General features: G+C 67.9%; 12 protein-coding genes and 4 pseudogenes. 4 read left to right on the top strand and 12 right to left on the bottom strand.

The window, feature by feature from the left end:
- Nucleotides 1–48: 48 nt before the first annotated feature.
- From MNOD_RS29125 to MNOD_RS44170, 6 genes are all read right to left on the bottom strand, one after another.
- The gene (locus MNOD_RS29125) at nt 49–1392 is read right to left on the bottom strand and encodes an NRAMP family divalent metal transporter (RefSeq protein WP_015932559.1); all 1344 of its coding nucleotides are present in this window, start codon (nt 1390–1392) and stop codon (nt 49–51) included.
- Nucleotides 1393–1395: 3 nt separating this feature from the next.
- Nucleotides 1396–1821, bottom strand: coding sequence for a YeeE/YedE family protein (locus tag MNOD_RS29130; protein WP_015932560.1), 426 nt, complete (start codon nt 1819–1821; stop codon nt 1396–1398).
- 290 nt (nt 1822–2111) lie between these two features.
- The gene (locus MNOD_RS29135) at nt 2112–2351 is read right to left on the bottom strand and encodes a hypothetical protein (protein ID WP_015932561.1); all 240 of its coding nucleotides are present in this window, start codon (nt 2349–2351) and stop codon (nt 2112–2114) included.
- 103 nt (nt 2352–2454) lie between these two features.
- Nucleotides 2455–4476 (bottom strand): hybrid sensor histidine kinase/response regulator, encoded by a 2022-nt coding sequence (locus MNOD_RS29140; RefSeq protein ID WP_015932562.1) that lies wholly within the window; start codon nt 4474–4476, stop codon nt 2455–2457.
- An 85-nt stretch (nt 4477–4561) separates the two neighbouring features.
- Complete coding sequence (locus MNOD_RS47210; RefSeq protein ID WP_015932563.1) at nt 4562–4909, bottom strand: hypothetical protein; 348 nt, start codon at nt 4907–4909, stop codon at nt 4562–4564.
- Nucleotides 4910–4945: 36 nt separating this feature from the next.
- Nucleotides 4946–5689, bottom strand: a complete 744-nt coding sequence (locus tag MNOD_RS44170; RefSeq protein ID WP_015932564.1) for a helix-turn-helix domain-containing protein — start codon at nt 5687–5689, stop codon at nt 4946–4948.
- Nucleotides 5690–5948: 259 nt separating this feature from the next.
- Between MNOD_RS44170 and MNOD_RS29150 the strand changes: the two genes are divergently transcribed.
- On the top strand, nt 5949–6686 hold the full coding sequence (locus MNOD_RS29150) for a response regulator (protein ID WP_015932565.1): 738 nt from the start codon (nt 5949–5951) through the stop codon (nt 6684–6686).
- A 186-nt stretch (nt 6687–6872) separates the two neighbouring features.
- On the opposite strand, the pseudogene MNOD_RS42425 reads toward MNOD_RS29150, so the two are convergent.
- Nucleotides 6873–8537: pseudogene (locus MNOD_RS42425) on the bottom strand (transposase).
- Nucleotides 8538–8666: 129 nt separating this feature from the next.
- Here MNOD_RS42425 and MNOD_RS44175 point away from each other — a divergent pair.
- A pseudogene (locus MNOD_RS44175) lies at nt 8667–8791 on the top strand (transposase); the annotation flags it as partial.
- 76 nt (nt 8792–8867) lie between these two features.
- Here MNOD_RS44175 and MNOD_RS29160 read toward each other — a convergent pair.
- The 3 genes from MNOD_RS29160 to MNOD_RS29170 form a co-directional block, all read right to left on the bottom strand.
- Entirely contained in the window at nt 8868–11705 is a 2838-nt protein-coding gene (locus MNOD_RS29160) for a cation-translocating P-type ATPase (RefSeq protein WP_015932566.1), read from the bottom strand.
- Nucleotides 11706–11833: 128 nt separating this feature from the next.
- A complete protein-coding gene (locus tag MNOD_RS29165) occupies nt 11834–14164 on the bottom strand; it encodes a heavy metal translocating P-type ATPase (protein ID WP_015932567.1) in 2331 nt (776 codons plus the stop codon).
- A gap of 465 nt (nt 14165–14629) precedes the next feature.
- Entirely contained in the window at nt 14630–15010 is a 381-nt protein-coding gene (locus MNOD_RS29170; RefSeq protein WP_015932568.1) for a response regulator, read from the bottom strand.
- Between the two features lie 214 nt (nt 15011–15224).
- On the opposite strand from MNOD_RS29170, the gene MNOD_RS29175 reads away from it, so the two are divergent.
- Nucleotides 15225–16799, top strand: a complete 1575-nt coding sequence (locus tag MNOD_RS29175; protein WP_015932569.1) for a bifunctional aminoglycoside phosphotransferase/ATP-binding protein — start codon at nt 15225–15227, stop codon at nt 16797–16799.
- A gap of 33 nt (nt 16800–16832) precedes the next feature.
- Here MNOD_RS29175 and MNOD_RS29180 read toward each other — a convergent pair.
- Nucleotides 16833–17327 (bottom strand): annotated as a pseudogene (locus MNOD_RS29180) (acetate/propionate family kinase); the annotation flags it as partial.
- Between the two features lie 110 nt (nt 17328–17437).
- Here MNOD_RS29180 and MNOD_RS29185 point away from each other — a divergent pair.
- Nucleotides 17438–18718, top strand: coding sequence for an IS66-like element ISMno2 family transposase (locus MNOD_RS29185; RefSeq protein WP_012631399.1), 1281 nt, complete (start codon nt 17438–17440; stop codon nt 18716–18718).
- Between the two features lie 27 nt (nt 18719–18745).
- On the opposite strand, the pseudogene MNOD_RS29190 reads toward MNOD_RS29185, so the two are convergent.
- Nucleotides 18746–19456: pseudogene (locus MNOD_RS29190) on the bottom strand (acetate/propionate family kinase); the annotation flags it as partial.
- Between the last annotated feature and the right edge of the window lie 176 nt (nt 19457–19632).

The raw sequence follows: 19632 nt of genomic DNA on the forward strand, positions 1-19632 counted from the left end.
TCCCGAGAACCTCGCCCAGGTGCAAGCGTGGCGTTGATCCAGCACAAATCACGGCCAGGACGTCACGGCCATCCCAATGACCGCCAGCGCCATGACGGCAGTGGCGATCCAACCGAGCGCCTTCAGCCAGCCCCGTATCGCGAAGGATCCCATCACGTCAGGCCGGGCGGCAATCCGCATCATCACGGCCATCACTGGCACCGCAACGACGCCGTTCAGCACTGCGCTCCAGAACAGCGCCCGCACCGGGTCGAGGCTGGGGGTCAGGCTGATCAGCATGCCGACCAGAGTGGCGAGCCCCACCACGCTGTAGAAGGCCTTGGCCTCCTGCACCCGCCGCGAGTAGCCGACCGGCCAGCGCCGGGCCTCCCCGACTGCGTAGGCTGAGGAGCCGGCAAGCACCGGCACGGCGAGCAGCCCCACCCCGACGACGCCGAGGGCGAAGACCGCCTCGGCAAAGCGCCCCGCCACCGGCCGCAGGGCCGCGGCCGCCTCCGCGGAGGTGCGGATGTCCGTCGCCCCGTGGGCGTGGAGCGCCGCCGCCCCGGTACCGAGGATCGCCAGCGCCACCAGGTTCGACACCGCCATGCCGGTGAGGGTGTCGACCTCGATCCGATGCAAGGCCACCGCGCTCTGCTCGGGCGCGTGGACGAGATCGCGGCGGCGCGGGTGCACCCGCAGGTCCTCGGCTTCCTCGGAGGATTGCCAGAAGAACAGGTAGGGGCTGATGGTGGTCCCGAAAACCGCCACGACGGTCGTGAGCTCCTCCTGCCCCAGGCCAATCCGGGGCATCAGCACCCCGTGTGCGAAGGCGGCCCAGTCGACCTGCGTCGTCGCGAGCGCGGCGAAGTAGGCGAAGAGCGCGAGGGTGAGCCACTTCAGTACCGCGACGTAGCGCGTGTAGGCGAGGAGCATCTGCATGAGCACGCAGATCCCGGCGAAGAGCAGCACCAGGAGCCAGCGCGGTGATCCGGGCAGGAGGAGCGTGGTGGCATCCGCCATGGCGCCGAGATCCGCCCCGAGATTGGCTGTGTTGGCGACGAGCAACAGGACGACCGTGACCTGGAGCAGGCCGTTCGGGGCATGGCGCTGCAGCACGCCGGCGATGCCGTGCCCGGTTGTGCGGCCGATCCGGGCCGAGACCATCTGCACGGCCGCCATCAGTGGATAGGTGTAAAGCAGCGTCCAGCCGAGCCTATACCCGAAGGCGGCTCCTGCCTGGGCGTAAGTGGCGATGCCACTCGGGTCGTCGTCGGAGGCGCCGGTGATGAGCCCAGGGCCGAGCACCTGCAGAAGCCGCGGCTTCGACGGTCCGACGACCGGGCTTGTCTCCTCGGGATCATCGTCTTGGACGCTGCTCTGCACCGCGAAGGACGAGACGATCCTGGACATGGCTCAGGCTCCGATGAGGTGGCGGGTGACGAAGACCGTCAGGACGGCGACGGCCACGAAGACGCCGGTCGCGGCGAGGGAACGGGGCGAGCCGCGACCGATGCCGCACACACCATGACCGCTGGTGCAGCCGGCCCCGAGCCTCGCCCCGAAACCGACCAGCAGCCCGGCGAGAGCGAGGAGGGCGTACGAGGCAGCGACCGTGACCGGCGGCAGGGTGCCGCCGAGGCCGGCATAGACGAGGGGCGCCAGGACCAAGCCGGCCAGGAAGGCGATGCGCCAGCCGGTCTCGCCGGGCTCCGGCGGCAGCAACCCGCCGAGGATGCCGCTGATGCCGGCGATGCGCCCGTTGAGGACGAGCAGCAGCGCGGCGGAAACGCCGATCATGAGGCCGCCGAGAAGGGCGGGAAGCGGGGTGAAAGCGTCCATGAGGCTCACTTCTGGCCTGCCGCGCCGCCCTCCTGGATCGCGCAGCGCCAAAGTGAGGCTTTCCAGCGGCCGTCCCGAGGCACCGCCTCCGACATGTGGGCGGCCAGCATTATTAGCCTGCCGGCGAGGTTAGCGTTTGAGCGGATGGCCTCAGCCCAGGCCTTTCGATTGCTCCTATTGTGACTCTTGACGGTCAAGCTTCCTGGATTCAGCACATCTCGCAGGAAGTCGAGATCCTCGTTCTCAAGGGCACTCGCGGTGAAACTGGCATGGCACGTCTCCCCGGTCCTTTAGCGCGCGAGCGAGACCTGTATGCGCGTCTGCTGAAGGGAGATGTCCTCCTCGGCAGCATCAATCGGCTGCATGGGACCGTGCGCCGCATGAGCCACGCGGGCCGCAATGGCCGCGTCAGAGAGCGCGACCTGGGCGCCCATCTCGGCCAGCGCTATAATGCCGACCAGACAGAGCCCGGTGGCCAAGCCGATCTCCGAAGCCCTGGCCCGCCATCCCCGGTGCTGCTGTTTGGCCATGTTAACCTCCCTGAACGAGGGTTAACCTGGCTCTCGCGCGTGACACTTGTATTAGGCGACCGTGCGATCACGTTCTAAACCGTAACACTGTGTGACAGGCCGGCTATTCGGCGCGGCTCTCCTCCTCGTTGGCGAGGACCGTGCGGAGCGCGCGGGCAAGATCAAGAAGCGTATAAGGCTTGCGCAGCCATTTCGCGTCTGTGATCTGACCCTGTTTCACGACGTCGGGCTCGGCGTATCCAGACGTGAACAGCACCTTCACGCTCGGCTTCCGCGCCAGTACCTGCTCGGCCAGATCCGCACCTGTCATGCCACCCGGCATGACAATGTCTGTGAACAGCAGATCAATCCCGGCTGTCTCCAACACGGACAAGGCGGCCGGGCCGTTTGCGGCTTCCAACACCCGATAGCCCAGCCCTTGCAGGCGCGACACCGTCACGCGCCGCACCCGCGTTTCGTCCTCGACTACCAAGACCGTTTCGCCCTGCCCCTGATAGGCGTCCAGCCACGGCTCGGGAGCAGGCCCTTGCACCTCTGCCTCGTCACCAGCCGCATTCGGCAGATAGATCCGGACGGTGGTGCCGTGGCCGAGTTCGCTATAGAGCGCGACATGCCCGCCTGATTGCTTGGCAAAGCCGTAGACCATGGACAGCCCGAGGCCGCTCCCCGTGCCTACCTCCTTGGTCGTGAAGAACGGTTCGAACGCGCGCTCCTGGACCTCCCTGGTCATGCCCGAGCCAGTATCCGTCACGGCGATCTGCACATAGCGCCCGATGCGCACCTCAGGATGCTGGCGTGCGTACTCGGCATCGATGTGGGTGTTCTCGGCGGCCAGAGTCAGCCGCCCGCCGTTCGGCATGGCGTCCCGCGCATTGATGGCTAGGTTCAGGATGGCGTTCTGCAGTTGGCTCGCGTCGACGCGAACCTTCCAGAGGTCCGCGTCGAGACGTGCTTTGACCTGGATGGTCTCACCCAATGTGCGGCGCAGAATGGGGGTGAGATCGGCAAACAGCTGCCCCACGTCGGTCAGGCGTGGACGCAGGGGCTGACGGCGTCCAAAAGCCAGCAGCCGCTCCGTCAGTTGCGCCCCATGCTCGGCCGTCTCGCGTGCTTCCTTGACGAGCTCCAACTGTCTGGGCTCACGGATCTGCGCCTCCAGCATCTCCAGGTTTCCCAAGATAACGGTGAGCAGATTGTTGAAGTCGTGAGCGATCCCGCCGGTGAGTTGGCCCACCGCCTCCATCTTCTGGGCCTGCCGCAACTCCTGTTCGATCTTGCGGCTGGCGGTGAGATCACGAATGAAGCCGGTGAACATAGGCCTGTCGCCGGCGCTGACCTCACCGACGGCGAGTTCCATCGGGAACACGGTACCATCCTTCCGTTGTGCGCTCACCACACGGCCGATGCCGATGATCCGGCGCTCACCTGTGCGCAGGTAGCGCGCCAGATAGCCGTCATGCTCCTCGCGGTAGGGTGAGGGCATCAGCATGGCCACGTTCTTGCCGATCACCTCGTCGGCGCTGTACCCGAACAGGCGCTCGGCGGACCGGCTGAACGAGTGGATGGCGCCATGCTCGTCAATGGTGATGAGCGCCTCGGGGGCAGTATCGAGAATGGAGCGCAGGCGAGCCTCGCGCTCGCGCAGTGCGGCTTCGGCCTGGTGGCTTCGGGTGATGTCGACGGCAGTCGAGATGCCGCCGACCACCGCCCCGGTCGCATCGCGCAGGGGTGAGGCATTGTAGAGCAGGTGCAGGGCGTGACCGTCACCCAGCCGCACATCTAACTCTTCTCCCCTGACGTCTTCACCGCGCATAGCGCGTTGCAGTGGGTCGTCCGCCGGGGCGAGCTCATGACCATCTCTGTAGAGGTGCAAAGCCTGCCGCTTATCCACGCTTCCTGCCGCAAAACCTAGATCTTCGCCCGGAGGTGCGCCGAGAAGTTCTGCGGCGAAGCGGTTGGAGTGGACCTCACCAAGCTCAGGATCGTAGCTGAACCAGACAGCAATCGGGGCCGTATCCACGATAGCCTCCAACTCGGCCGTGCGGGCCCGCAGTGCCTCCTCGGCAGCCAGCCGAAGCTGACGGGCCTCCGTGTTTGCCGAACCTCCTGTTCTCGTGCCTGCCATCTCGGTTCATCCTGATTCGCCCGCCGTGCACTCCTGCCTCACTCGCCGGCGCCCAGCAATGAAACTCCCACCGTAAACGGAGCGTTCAGGCGTAAACGTGAGGGCGATCGGCGCCGGCCCAGTCCCGTGCTCCAATCGCTCTTCGCTGAGGGCGCCTGCCTGGCAGCGCTTTCGCCAGCTGGAAAACGTAGAAGCCGTTCATGTTCATGCCGAGATCAGCGGCTTTTGCATCGAATCCCGTGCGGCGCAGCGAGGATTCGTCGAATGCACCGGCGAGTTCCCAGTCTGATCCGGCAATGAAGACGGGCACCGGATAGCATTCCAGGACGGCAAAGCACAGATCGGGCGCCGAACGACGGCGGAACAGGTTGTAGCGTGGACGGCATTCCAGAGCTGCCCCAGGTTTGAGGCTGTTCCGCTTGCTCGCAGGCATGGCCCTCTCCAGCAGGAATATCCACCTCGGGTATGCTCAATGTGCGCTGGCCATCCGCGGGCAGCCGGTAAAACCGTCGTCCTCATCGAACTCGCCGGTGAGCTCCTGAAGGAACTGCATGCGCCGAAGGCGTATGGTGCGCTGAACCACCGGAGCGATCAGGCCGTCGCGCTTGAACTTGGACATGATCCGGCTGACGGTCTCAAGCGTCAGGCCCAGGAAGTCCGCAATGTCGCGGCGGGTCATCGGCAGCTGGATCTGAACCGGGGATTTCAGGTCGGCGCCCGTCCGCTGGGCGACGGTGACGAGGAACGTGGCGACACGCTCCTCGGCCGTTTTGCAGCCCAGCATGATGATGTGCGCCTGCGCAGCGCTCACCTCGGCTTGGATCATGGCCAGGAGCTGAGGACGCAGTTCGTCCGAGCGGTCGACCTCGGCGTGGAAGGCACGTCGGTCGATCCGGCGCAGCCTGACCGGGGTGACGGCTTCGGCGGAGCAGTCATGGCGGCTTCCGACGGCCACACCGACAACTGCTCCCGCATAGATGAAGCCCGTGACGACACGGCGACCATCGGGCAGGATCCGGCACAGGCGCAGGCATCCCTCTGCTAATTCGAAGACCTCCCGGGCAGCCTCACCCTGCCAGAACACCGTCTCGCCGGCCTCGAAGCTCTCGACCGGACGGCCCAGGAAAATGCTCGCCAGGGTGGGACGCCCAAGCACGGCCGGAGGGGCGGAGGTCCCGGTGCGAATGGTTGCGGTCTGGCTGAGGGGGTGCATCAGGTCGCTCCCGATCGGATCTGCTGGAACGCAATAAAGAAAGAGCGCCCGCGTGACAGCCGTAGCCGCCTTGCGTGGGATCGTGTGGAGCTGCGTAACAGTTTGTGACAGCATCTTCCGATGCAGCTGGAGCGACGGCTTTGCCGTGCCTTTGCCGTGCATAAGAAGGTTCGTATGAGCTTGGCTGTCAGACCGGGTTGCCAGATGCTGGCCAGAGAGGCACTGGACCCCCATCCCTGCTCGCAACCAGGAGGAGGCAGTGAGCGAGCCACCGCACATTCTGATCACGGACGATGATCCTCGAATCCGCCAGATGCTGTCACGTTATCTTGAGAGCGAGGGCTTTCGGGTCAGCACGGCCGAGAGCGGAACAGCGATGCGTAAGGCTCTCGCCTCCGAGAAGATCGATCTTGTCCTGTTGGATCTTGTCCTAGCCGGAGAGGACGGACTTGAACTGGCTCGCGAAATCCGTGCGTCCTCTCGGGTCGGCATCATCATGGTCACAGGCCGATCCGATATAATCGACATGGTGGTTGGCCTGGAGGTCGGGGCGGACGACTACATTGCAAAACCGTTTCAGCTTCGGGAAGTCCTTGCGCGGACGCGGAGTGTTCTCCGACGGCTGCAGCCGAGTGCATCGACGGAAACCGCCAAGGCTGTTGGGCCTTCATCCCGAGCGGAAGTGATCGGATTTGAAGGTTGGCGCCTCGATATTAGCCGTCGCGAACTGATGTCGCCAGAGGGTCAGGAGGTTCCTCTTACGACGGGTGAGTTTGACCTGCTCGCCGCGATGGCCAAGCACCCGGGCCGGGTTCTCAGCCGTGACATGCTGATGGATCTGACACGCGGAAGGGAGTGGGATGCGCTGGACCGCTCCATTGACGCGCAGGTTGTGCGTCTCCGCCGCAAGCTTGAGGCAGATCCGAAGAACCCTAAGTTGATTAAATCGGTTCGTGGTGCTGGCTATGTGTTCGCAGGTCGGATTGAACGAATGTAGCTTTTCAGAGGCTATCTAGAAGAGCCAGTTGGTCGTCATGATTGAAGATGTAGTGCTGCGCCATCATGCTGCCATCATGCTGTTGACGCCAACAGCCCCGCTCAGGGCGGATTGTTAGCAGCCCACACGTCGAGTGATCGGCCCCCACGAGGTGGCTCTTCGCCAACTTTGATACTGCTGGCGAAGTCAGCCGGCTGCAGCGGGCGCGAGCAGGCGGCCGACATGACTGCGGCGGGTCGGGGCGATCGGTTCGCCCAGGATCCAGCGGACGATGCGGGTGAAGTTCAGCGCGGCCGCCGTCGCGATGTGCTGCAAGCGAACCTTGGCCAAGCCGGCATAGCGCGCCCGGCGCAGACCGAAGTTGCGCACCGCCAACGAGAGCGTGGCCTCGATGCCAGCACGCTGGGCGTAGAGCCGGGCGAAGGTGGTCGTGTCTTGGCGCTGACGCGCTTGCGTGAGCGCCTCGTGCCGCGCCTGCGAGCGCAGCGACATTAGGCGGCGCGTCGCGCTCGGACCGGCGCAATCGACGCGATCCGGGCAGGGCTGGCCGTCGCGTCGCGCGAACGTCACCTTGACGCCCGGCGTCCCGCGGCTGTCGAGCGCCGGTGTCCAGCTGGAGCTCGTGATGCCCCATGGGCAGGTCACCCGCTCGGCCGCCCAGTCGATCTGAAACGCCGCGATGGCGAAGCGACCGCCGGCCTGGGCTCGCCAGCGCACGTCCCGCCGCACGGGCCCGGTCAGGTCGACCCCGAAGCGCTGCTGGGCCTCGATCAGTAATCCAGCATCAGTATAGCCCGTGTCGACGAGGTGCTGGGCCGGGAGCAGGTCCCGATCGGCCAGGGCCTTGTGGACCGGCGTGACCATTCGGTGATCGGCGACCGGCGCAGGGCCGGTCTGGACGGGGGTGATGATGCGCGGGCGGTCGTCGTCGCAGGTCTCGGTCAGGTGGGCTTTGGACCCGACCCAGGAGATCGTGTCGGTGCGCGCGGAGTGCGCGTCGAGGTCGTGGGGCGAGTTCAGGAACAGGCCGGCGGGTGGCGTGTCCTGCGAGGAACGCCAGTGGACAGCGTCATCCTGCAGATAGAATTGCGGCACCCAGATCCGGCGCAGGATCTCGACGGCCGGGATCCGGCGGAGCCAGTCCGGCGCGTCCGCTGCCCACACGGCGGCGAGCAGGTGATGGCCGTCCTCGCCGATCGCCTGCGCCAGGGCGACGCGTTTGGCCTCGGAGCGAGGCCGGCCGCTCGGCGCTGAGCGAGCGGCGCTCGTCGCGGGCGACCCAGCCTGATCGAGCGTAGGCCTTCAGCCAGTCCGGCGCGGTGTAGGCCAGCGCCTCTAGGGCAAAGCGCATCGCTTCGGTGACGCAGGCGAGGCGGTTGAGACCGCGCACGGCGGCCAGCACGTGTGTGGCGTCGGTGCGTTGCCGGCCCCGCGCCCGGACGAGAGCGCGCGAGCGCGCCAGCTCCAGGACGGCGTCGAACAGGATGCTCTCCGCCCTGCCCGCGACGAGCCGCGACCGGAACTCGCACAGCACGCTGCTGTCGAAACCGGAATCGCGCAGCGGCAGGGCGAGCCCGTCCTTCCAGTCAATGCGTCCGCGCCCCGCGTCGGCGGCGGCGCGATCCGGCAGTCCTTCCATGACCTCTGCAGCAGGGTCACGAGCGCCAAGCGCCAAGGAGCCTCGGCCGGCTGGCCGAGCCTGGGGAACAGGGCGGCGAAGCGCTGGTCGTCGAAGACGGGACCGAGTTCGTCGCGCAGGCTCAGCAGCAACGAGCCGCGCGGAACTGCGGCGCGGGCCACCTGAGCGGTGTCCTCCGGGATGGTGGCGGGATTGCTGGGGCGGAGCGACATCGCGCTCTCCTCGTCGGGGTGGCAGAAGCCGCCCTAACGCGACCGCGACACGCCCGATCCAACACCCCTCCCGACTTCGCCAGCGGTATCAAAGTTGGCGAAGAGCCACTCCAATGGGGGCTGACCAGGGAGATCTGCCGCAAGATGGCGTCTCCGAGCCGACCTTCTATCGCTGGAAGAAGCAGTTCGGCGGCATGGGCGTGCCGGAGATCCGCCGCCTCAAGCAGCTGGAGGAGGAGAACGCCAAGCTCAAGCTGCGGTCGCGCACATCGCGTCCGGGCGTAGCGCCCGGAGAGCCGCGCTGGTTGGGCGAGCCTTGCTCGCCCGGCATCAATGGCGCCTGTCCATCGCGCGGGTCACCACTTTACTCAGCTCGCGCAGTAACAGCACCGAGCTTGCGACAGCCGTACAGAACAACCAGTCACAGACGCTCAGGCTCACGGTCGAGAACGCCTTCTGAAGGAAGGGAATGTAGATGACCGCGATTTGCAGGAGGAGCGCCAATGCGATCGCGCCCCAGAGCCAGGCATTCCGATCAAGCCCCTCAAATGCGCTTCCCTCGTCCGAGCGCGCGTTGAACACGTTAAAAAGCTGAAACAACACGAGCGTCGTGAACGCCATCGTTTGGGCATAACGCAATGTGCCCGACCCTTCGACAAGCCCTCCGGGAAGAGAGGCATCGAGCACGAACAAGGTGCCGACCGCCGTCACCACACCAACAAAGATGATGCCTGCCCATGTCCGGGGGGTGAGTACTCCCTCTTCCCGCGGCCGAGGGGGCCGCCTCATCACCGCCGGATCCACAGGATCGACACCAAGGGCGAGAGCAGGTGCGCCGTCGGTGACGAAGTTGATCCAGAGGATCTGCGTGGCCAGCAGCGGAAGGACGACTTTGTCACCGCTCGCCCCGGATAGTCCGAGCGCCTCAATCAGCACGACTCCGAAGAACATGGTCATGACTTCACCGATGTTCGACGAAAGAAGGTATCGCAGAAACTTACGGATGTTCGAGAAGATTCCTCGGCCTTCCTCGACAGCTGCGACAATGGTTGCGAAGTTGTCGTCGGCAAGCACCATGTCGGCCGCTTCCTTGGACACATCGGTGCCGGTCATGCCCATGGCCACGCCGATATCAGCGGCTTTCAACGCGGGAGCATCATTCACTCCGTCTCCGGTCATGGCCACGGTCAGGCCGTTACGCTGCAGCGCCTGCACGATCCTCAGCTTGTGCTCGGGATTGACCCGTGCATAGACCGATACGTCGCGCACGGCATGGTCCAGCGCCTCGTCCGACATCCCTTCGAGTTGGGCACCCGTGACGGCGCGGGTGTCAGCCATGATGCCAAGTTCGACAGCGATCGCCGAAGCGGTTCTCGGATGATCGCCCGTGATCATGATGGGGCGAATGCCGGCCGCTCTCGCACGCGCGACCGCCTCACGTGCCTCCTCACGGGGCGGGTCGATCATGCCGATCAGGCCCAGGAAGACGAGATCCTGCTCGACGGCGTCGTCCGGAGCGGAACTCCCGAAATTGTCCTTCGGGAGCGAGCGGGAGGCGACCGCGAGCGTCCGGAGTGCTTTGCCGGCCAGTTCCTCGTTCGTTGCCAAAATCTCGTTGCGACGCTCCTCCGTCAGCGCGCGCGGGTGCCGACCCACGAACTCGTGTGAACAGCGTGCGAGCAGGACATCCGGAGCGCCCTTCGTGGCAATGAAGACATGCTCCTGGTGTTCGGCGTCGCTGTGAACCGTGCTCATCAGCTTGCGCTCGGATGAGAACGGAATCTCGGCTATGCGCACGAAGCGATTGCCGAGTGCCGCGGCCTCCAGGCCCGCCTTGCGCGCCGCAACGATCAGCGCACCTTCGGTCGGATCGCCCTGCACGATCCAGCGCCCGTCCTGCTCCTGCAGGGCAGCATTGTTGGCCTGCTCGGCCGCGAAGAGAGCACACTCAACCTCGGACCGAAGCAATTCGTCGAGATCACCGCCATCGTCCCGGGTGAGCTGTCCCACGGGAGCGTAGCCGATACCGCTGACGGTGACGTGCCCGCTTGCCGTCGCGACGGCGCGCACGGTCATCTCGTTCTTGGTCAGCGTACCGGTCTTGTCGGTCGCGATGACTTCGGCCGAGCCGAGGGTCTCCACGGCCGCAAGGTGGCGCACGATGGCCTTCTTCTGGGCCATGCGCTGCACGCCCAGGGACAGCGCCGCGGTGACAATCGCCGGCAAACCTTCGGGAACCGCCGCGACCGCGAGCGCCACACCCAGGATCAGCACATCGAAGAGGGCGGAGACTCCCTGGATATCCTCGACGAAGAGGATCGTCGCGATCATCACGACGGCGATTGCAACGACGACGAGCCCGAGCAGCTTGCCAACGCGAGTGAGTTCCGCCTGCAGCGGCGTAGTCTCGTCCTGCGCAGCCCTCAGCATTCCCGCGATGCGCCCCATCTCGGTTCGCATTCCGGTTGCTGTCACGGCGGCCAGCCCACGCCCGTAGGTCACTGCAGTGCCGCTGTAGATCATGTTATGGCGGTCGCCGAGTTCCACCTCGCCAGTGACGGTCGCAGTGTCCTTGCGCACCGGCAGGCTCTCGCCTGTCAGGGCTGCTTCCGCGGTTTGCAGCGCGGTCGACTGGATGAGGCGTGCGTCGGCCGGAACGGTGTCGCCCTCTTCGAGAAGGATGATGTCACCCGGCACAAGTTCCGCTGCCGGAACGGTCTGGTGCGCCCCGTCCCGAACGACCCTCGCCTGCGCGGCCGACATCTGCCGCAGAGCCGCGATGGCCTGCTCGGCACGTGCCTGCTGGCAGTAGCCCATCACCGCATTGAGAAGCACGATGGCGAAGATCGCGATGGCTTCGTAGGGCAGAGCGGCATCGCGCTCGTACAGCCACAGCCCTGCGGAGACGAACGCAGCGGCGAGGAGCAGCACGACGAGGACGTCCGTGAACTGGGCGAGGAACTTGCGCCATGCGGGCACGGGCTCTTCAGCGCGCAGTTCGTTCTTGCCGCAGCGCTCAAGGCGCGAGCGTGCTTCTCTCCGGCTCAGCCCAGCGCCTTTATCGACGCGCAGGACCGTGAGGACCTGTTCCGTGCCGAGGCGATAGGGCTCTGCCGGTTGCTGCTCGAGATACTCGGTGCGGTCCTCCGGCGACCAGATTTCTGTCATTTCATTGCCCACCGAGGTGCTCAGTTGATCGGCCGGATTTGGACCGGGCGGAGTAAGAGGGCTTGCCCTAGCCCGAGGGGCCAGGGATGACCCGTAGTGTCAGCCGGCTTAGGTCAAAGCCCGGCTTGTCAGGCAGGCGCCACTTGGCTTTCGGGCCGGACGGCTTCGGCGCTGGCGAGGCCGTGGTACAGTTCGTCCTCCTGCGCAAAGTGGAGCCGTAGTATGGCGTCGAGCCCGTAGAGCACGCGCCGAAAGTCGTTCAGCGCAGACAACTCGATGCCGTCGGGTGGCAACTCCCCCACCATCCGGGTCAGCACGCTCCCCAGTTCCTGCACCTCGCGATGGGTTCGGTGCATCGCCGCAATCGGGTCGTCGCCCCCGAGCGCCCGCTCGATGCGCGGATAGAGCTGAAGGTCATCCTCGCGCTCGTGCCGCAGAAGCCGTTCGCGCACGAGGCTCTCGACCTCTCTCAACGCTGTAACCGTCTCGTCAGACGGCAGCGTTGCCAACTGGTCCGCGACCGCGCGCAGCTGGGCGAGAGGGCCGATGAGGCGCTCGTGCTCCTCCTTCAGGCGCGTGACCTCCGCAGGTGGAAGGCTGACCTGAGGACGCCCGGGAATGCGGACCCGCAGCACCCGGAGCGCGTTGAGAATGGCGGCGACGTCGATGGCCTCCTGCAGCAGAGCTCCGGCCACGGGCGGAAGGAGCCCGAGAGCAGCCACGACCATGGCTGCGATGGACAGTCCCATGCCGATCCAGACGCTCTGGAGAGCAATCCGACGGGCCCCTTGAGCGATGGCAAGCGCGTCTGCCAAGCGGTCGAGACGGTCGACCAGGAGGACGACGGACGCAGCCTCCGACGAGGCACCCGAGCCACGCGCGCCCATGGCGATCCCGATATCGGCGGCGGCCAGAGCGGGGGCGTCGTTCACGCCGTCACCGACCATGGCGCAGATCCCCTGCGTCTTCGCCTCGGCAATGGCCGCGAGCTTGTCCTGCGGCTGCTGCTCGGCCCGGACCTCGTCCACGCCGAGAGCTGATCCGATCCGCTCGGCGACGTCGTGCCGATCGCCGGTCAGCATCACGACACGGCCGATGCCGGCCCGGCGCAGCAGGCGCAGGGCCCGGGCGGAATCCGCGCGGATCTCGTCGGCGAGCAGGATCGCGCCGAGCATCCGGCCCTCCGCGGCGACGAAGACGCCCGTTGCTCCCTCATAGCCCATGCGCCTCAGGAAGCGCCCGCTCCAATCGGACTGCCCGGCCCGGGCCGAGACGTAGGCGTAGCTCCCCACCGAAACGCACCGGCCCTCCAGGTTGCCTGTCAGACCCGCACCGGGCTCCTCTTCCACATTCGTCGGGAGGCACAACTCCAAGCCGCGGCGACGGGCCGCCGCGACGACAGCCTCGGCGATCACGTGCTGGGAGAGTTGGTCGAGGCTCGCAGCGACCCGCAGGACCTCGTCGCTCGCCACTCCCGTCTCCGTCTCGACGGCAACCACCCGGGCTTGGCCGCCGGTCAGCGTACCGGTCTTGTCCAGGTAGAGCGTCCGCAACCGCGCCAGTTGCTCCAGCGCACCGCCGCCCTTGACCAGCACGCCACGTCCGGCGCAACGCGACAGGCCCGAGACGATAGCGACGGGCACAGCGAGGATCAGCGGACAGGGCGTGGCAACGACCAGGACGGCGAGACCACGCACCGGGTCTCCGCTCCAGGCCCAGGCAGCGCCGGCGAGGGCGATCGCCAGCGGCGTGAACACGAAGGCGGCTCGATCGGCGAGGCGGGCCGATGGCGCTTTGGCTTCCTGCGCGGCTTGGACGAGGCGGACAATGCCGGCGAAGGTGCTGTCGGCCGCGCTGGACGTTGCGGTCATGTCGAACGGGGCGCCGGCATTGATGCTGCCGCTGCGCAGACGCTCGCTCCGGGCCCGCGTCACAGGCAGCGACTCACCCGTCAGAGCCGCCTCGTCGAGCACGGCCGTGCCTCCGCTCACGATGCCATCGACGGGAACTGTCTCTCCCGCTCGCACGAGGAGGCGGTCCCCGGCTCGCACGCTCTCGAGCGGCACAGCCTTGAGCTGCTCTGCCTCGTAGAGGTTTGCCGTTCTCGGCACGCGAGCGAGGAGTGCGGACATTTCCCGGCGCGCCCGCGCATCGGCGAAATCCTCCAGTGCCCGGCCGCCCGAGAGCATCAGTCCGATGACGGAAGCGGCGACGTATTCGTGAAGCAGGAGGGCCCCGCCGATGGAGACCAGTGCGATGATGTCGAGCCCAACCTCTCGCCGCAGCAGGCTCGCGGCGCTGTCGGCCAGGACGGCGACGAGCACCGGCACGGTACCGGCCAGGAACAGCCAGGCTGCCCAGTCATCCTGGTGCAGCCCTCGTGCCACCAGTCCGGCGGCCAGTCCCGCAAGAGCGAAGGCCAGCAGTGCGAGATCCAGGATGCGCTTGTGCTCGGCCATGACCGGAGTTGGCTCCACCTTGACAGATGATCCCTGACCGCCTCCGCCCCGCATCTCCTGTTCCGGGCGCAAGTCCAGCGGCATCAATGCTCGGCTATCGTGTCACAGACGCAAGGCCTTGCTCTGGATCAAGATCCTGGCATCAGCCCACCATTGCGGTTCAGCATCGAGCGTCTTCCCGGCAAGCACGGCTCCCTAGAGTGGGCCAGAGTGACCTGGCGTTCGACTCAAGACTCGCAACGAGTTTGGGATCTAAATCCTCCCGAACGGGCTCGGCCTCCGGCGTGACCACCGGGCTGTCGCGCAACGTGTTCTTGCAGAGCCACATCAGCCCATGCCGAGCTTACGGCTCGATCGCGACAAAATGGACGCGGTGATCGATTACATCCTCCCTCAGGGGCAGCGAGGCGAAGCCGTTCTGAGGTGGGTCGCGACTCGTCGCGGCGCGCCCGCATCGGCCGTCGGTCAGGCCGCCCGACAATGGCCGGGCGCCAACCCGGCGATGGTCTGCATCACGGTCCTCTTGTCGATCAGACGATCGAGAACGGGCACATCCGTGAACGTGCGTGGCACCGGAACACTGCCGGCGATCAGCGCGAAGGGAATTCCCCGCTGGCGAAGAACGCGGGCCAGCGGGAAGCAAGGGCCCTGATTCAGATCGACGCTGACGATGGCGACGCTGGGTCGCGTCCGGCCCAAGCTCTCGACCGCATCGGCGCAGGTTCCGTACGGGCCGCTGATCGTGCAGCCAGCATCGGTCAAGAGATCCTCCAGCCACATGCCCGGGAGTGCCTGAGGCTCCGCGATCAGCACAACGGGCTGAGATTCCGCATGATTTTCCTGCATCACTCAGACCCTCGTGGTGCGACGGTGACAGGGTGAGCGGTGCCGTCGGCGAGGCATTGATGCAGATCAACGGGGGCTGATGCCCACCGCCTATTTATCAGTTTCGAGAGGCGAGCAGTCTTGAGGGACGAGCGAGCGGAAACCGGCCGCTGCGAAGCGCCTGACGGACCGAGCAGGATCGCAGAGGGCGGGCCGCCGCGCGAGGACCGATGCCATGCGGGACGAGAGCCAGATCGAGACCGTGGACTTCCTCCGGCGCTGCCTTGCCGGTCACGGCAGGCTCGAGACGATCCGCACGCACATCTCCGTCGTGCTCCTGGCGGAGGATCGCGTGTACAAGCTCAAGCGCGCGGTGCGCTTCCCCTTCGTCGATTTCTCGGCGCCGGAGGCGCGGCTGGCGGCCTGCGAGGCCGAGCTCGCCCTCAACCGCCGCACGGCGCCCACCCTGTATCGCGGGGTGCACCGGATCACGCGGACGCCGGACGGGGGGCTCGCCCTCGACGGCACCGGACCCCTGGTCGACGCGGTCGTGGCGATGCGGCGCTTCCCGCAAGGTGACCTGTTCGACGCCATGGCCCGGGAGGGGCGGCTCACCCCCGCCCTCGTCGCCGCTCTCGCCCACCGCATCGCCGCCTTCCACGCCGCCGCGGAGATCAGCCGCGCCCATGGCGGTGCGGCCGCCATGGCGGCCCTCGTCGCCGTGAACGACCGGGCCCTGCGGGCCTGCGGGCTCGCAAGCGCCGGTGAGGCCGACGCCCTCACGGCCCGCTTCGAGGCCGCGCTCGCCCGGCACGGCGACCGGCTGGAGGCGCGGCGCGCCGCCGGCAAGGTGCGCCGCTGCCATGGCGACCTGACGCTGCGCAACATCTGCCTGTACGAGGGGGTGCCGACGCCGTTCGACTGCCTCGAATTCGACGAGGCCCTCGCCACGATCGACGTGCTCTACGACCTCGCCTTCGTGCTGATGGATCTGTGGCATCGCGGCCGGCGCGACCTCGCGAACCTGCTGTTCAACCGCTACCTGGACGAGAGCGACGAGGCGGATGGCGCCGGCCTGCTGCCCTTCCTGATGGCGACCCGCGCCGTCATCCGCGCGCATGTCACGGCGACCCAGGCGGCGGAGGCGCCCGGCGAGGCTGCCCGTGCGCTGCGGGACGAGGCGCGGGCCTATCTCGATCTCGCCGGCACCCTGCTCGCCGAGGAATCCGCGACCCTGGTGGCGGTCGGGGGCCTGAGCGGATCCGGCAAGTCGACCTTCGCCGCCGCGCTCGCGCCCTGGCTCGGCGCCCCGCCCGGGGCGCGCATCGTGAGCAGCGACCGCACGCGCAAGCGCCTGCACGGCGTCAGCGCCGTGACGCGGCTCTCCGACTCGGCCTATGCGCCCTCCGTCTCCGAACGGGTCTATGCGGCGATGCGCGACGAGGCGGCCCGGGTGCTCGCCACCGGCGGCGCAGTGATGCTCGATGCGGTCTTCGATCGTTTCGAGGCACGGGAGGCCGTCGAAGCGCTGGCACGGCGGTGCGGCGTCCCCTTCCGGGGGGTGTGGCTGCAGGCGCCCGCGGCGATGCTCGCCGCCCGCATCCGCGCCCGGCGGGACGATCCCTCCGACGCCACGATCGAGGTCCTTGCCGCGCAGGCCAGCCGCGACTGCGGCCCGCTGACGTGGCATCGCCTCGACGCGCGGCTGCCGGCGGAGACGCTGCGCGCGGTGATCCTGGCGGGCTGCGGCACCGACGCGGCGCGGGCGGCGAAAGCCGCCGGTGGCGGGGCCGCGGAGGATCTCGCCTGACCGCGGACCCTCTCGCTTCCGGGCGGAGCCGCGTCAGCCGCGAGGATTCGCGGATGCCCCCGGCCCGGCGCCCGGGACCAGCCGCGCGGCGGCCCGCGCGATCGGCAGTTCCTCGTTCGCCGGCACGACATAGACCGCTACCGGGGATCCGTCGCGGCTGATGCAGCCTCGCCCGGCCGCGTTGCGCTCCTCGTCGAGCTCCACCCCCGCGAAGGACAGGCCAGCGGCGATCGCGGCCCGGACCCGCGGCGCGTGCTCGCCGATGCCGGCCGTGAAAACGATGAGGTCGAGGCCGCCGAGCGCGGCCATGAGAGAGCCGGCCTCGCGCACCGCCCGGTAGGCGAAGAGGTCGAGTGCTTCCGCGGCCCGCGGGTCGCCGGATTCCTGGAGCACCCGCACGTCGTCGCTGAGTTCGGAGACGCCGAGGAGGCCGGAGCGGTTGTTGAGGAGGTCGGCCACAGCAGCGGGATCCAGGCCGCGCTCGAGGATGAGGTGAAGCACCAGCCCCGGATCGACGGCACCGGAGCGGTAATTACCCACGGGGTGCGCGCGAGCGCGGCGTGACCCACAAGCGAGGCCGCTAGAGGGAGTTCGCCGCGCCTCTTGCCGGGAGGCGATTTGGCTGATTCCCTCGTGGGATGGGCCGCAGCGAGCTGGAACGCCTGAGCAAGCAGGAGCTGATCGAGCTGGTGCTGCGGCTGCAGCGCCCCGAGAAGACCTCGCGCACCTCGTCCAAGCCGCCCTCGACCGACCGCAAGGAGCGGCGCGAGCAGGCCAAGCCCGGCGGCGCCAAGCCGGGTCACGAGGGACATAGCCGAACGCTCAGCCCCGATCCCGACGAGATCGTCGCTCACCGCCCGGGTCACTGCCCCTGCTGCGGAGGTGTTCTGGCTCCGGATCTGCCGGCCGAGATCGTCAGCGTGTGCGAGCAGATCGACTTGCCCGCGGTGGCACCGATGGTCACCCAGCATCAACGGCTCGCCGTCCGCTGCCCGGCTTGTGGCACGCGCGTCGTCGCTCCAGTGCCGCAGGCCGCACGCGGCACGCCGTTCGGCCCGCGCCTGCACGCGGTGGCGGTGTATCTGAAGACCTTCCAGGCTCTGTCCTACGAGCGGCTGCAGGCCGCGTTGTCGGACCTGTTCGGGCTCACCTTGAGCCAGGGCGGGCTGATGAACCTGCTGCGTCGGGCCCAGAGGCAGTTCCGTGCCGATCGCGAAGCTGCGGTCTCGGCGCTGCGCCGGGCCGCGGTAGTCGCCTCGGATGAGACCGGCGTGCGCATCGAGGGCAGCAACTCGTATCATTGGGTGTTCCGCTCGGACGCAGCGGTCGTTCATCACGCGGCCTCGACGCGGGCCGCCGCGGTGGTGCACGCGATGATGGACGGACACCGGCCGTCCGTGTGGCTGTCGGACCGCTACACCGCCCAGCAGGGCCACGGTGAGCATCACCAGACCTGCCTGGCGCATTTGGCCCGTGACGTCGCCTACGCGGTCGAGGTCAGCGACGACCCCGTGCCGCTGCGCCTACAACTCTGGCTGGGAAGCGTGTTCAGCCTGGCCGAGCGCGTCACCGACCTGGCCGCCTCGACGCTCTCGGCCAAGCGCCGGGCCCTGGATCGGCAGCTGTCCGCCATCCTCGCTGCACCAAGCCGCTGCGATCTGACCCGCGCTCTGCAAGCCAAGATCGGCCGAGCCCGCGACCAGCTCCTGGTCTTCCTCGACCATCCCGGCCGCGTGGCGGTCACCAACAACGCTTGCGAGCGCGCGCTGCGCCCGGCAGTGGTGCAGCGGAAGGTGACGAACGGCTATCGGGCCATGTGGGCGGCCGCGGGTGAGGCGGACGTGCGCACCGTCGTCGACACGGCCCGCCTCTCGGGGGCCGGCACCTTCGCCACTATCCTCAACATCATCCGCGCCTGATCCTACCGCCACGGGCGTGGGTAATTACCCGGAGCGGGTGCCCATCATCAGCCCGTCGAGGGCCGTGAAGCCCATCGTGGAGGCGATGCTCCGCCGCGCCCGCATGGCGCAGAGGCTGGCCCCGTGCCCGAGATGGGCCACGATCACGCGGCCCTCCGCCCGCTCGCCCGCGAGCTCCGGCAGCGTCTCGGCGACATGCTGGTAGGAGAGTCCATGGAAGCCGTAGCGGAGGATGCCCGCGTCGGTGAGCGCCCGCGGGATCGGGAAGAGCTGCGCCAACCGCGGCTGCGTGCGATGGAAGGCCGTGTCGAAGCAGGCGACCTGCGGCAGGTTCGGCCAGGCCGCCGCCACCGCCCGGATGGCCGCGAGGTTGTGGGGCTGATGCGCCGGGGCGAGGGGCACGAGCCGCTCGAGCGCATCGAGGACCGCGCCGTCGATCAGGACGGGGGCGGCGTAGTCCCGCCCGCCATGCACGACCCGGTGTCCCGCCGCCCGCAGGACGAGGTCCGGCATGCGCCGGACTGCATCGAGAAGCCACGCGATGGCGGTCGCGTGGTTGCTGCCCTCCGGCGGCGGGGCCCCGGTCGCGAGCCGGACCGGACCCGACGCCTCCACGGCGACCGGGCCGCCGAGACCGGAGACGCCGCCCCGGCACAGCAGCGCCAGCGAGCCGGCCGCGTAGAGGGCGAATTTCAGGCTCGACGAGCCCGCATTGATCGCCAGGATCGCATCGCTCATACGGCGGCTCCTACGGGACCCGCGGCGGCTCCTGCCGGCGCCGCGGCGGCACCGGCCCGGTGCACGAAGAGCTGGGCGAGCGCACAGGAAGCCTCGCGCACCTCGGCGCTGTCGGATCGGCTCGTCAGGATGATCGGCACCCGCGCCCCGAGGATCAGCCCGGCCGCATCCGCGCC

Origin of the sequence: Methylobacterium nodulans ORS 2060 (assembly GCF_000022085.1) — a bacterium.
Classification (GTDB): domain Bacteria; phylum Pseudomonadota; class Alphaproteobacteria; order Rhizobiales; family Beijerinckiaceae; genus Methylobacterium; species Methylobacterium nodulans.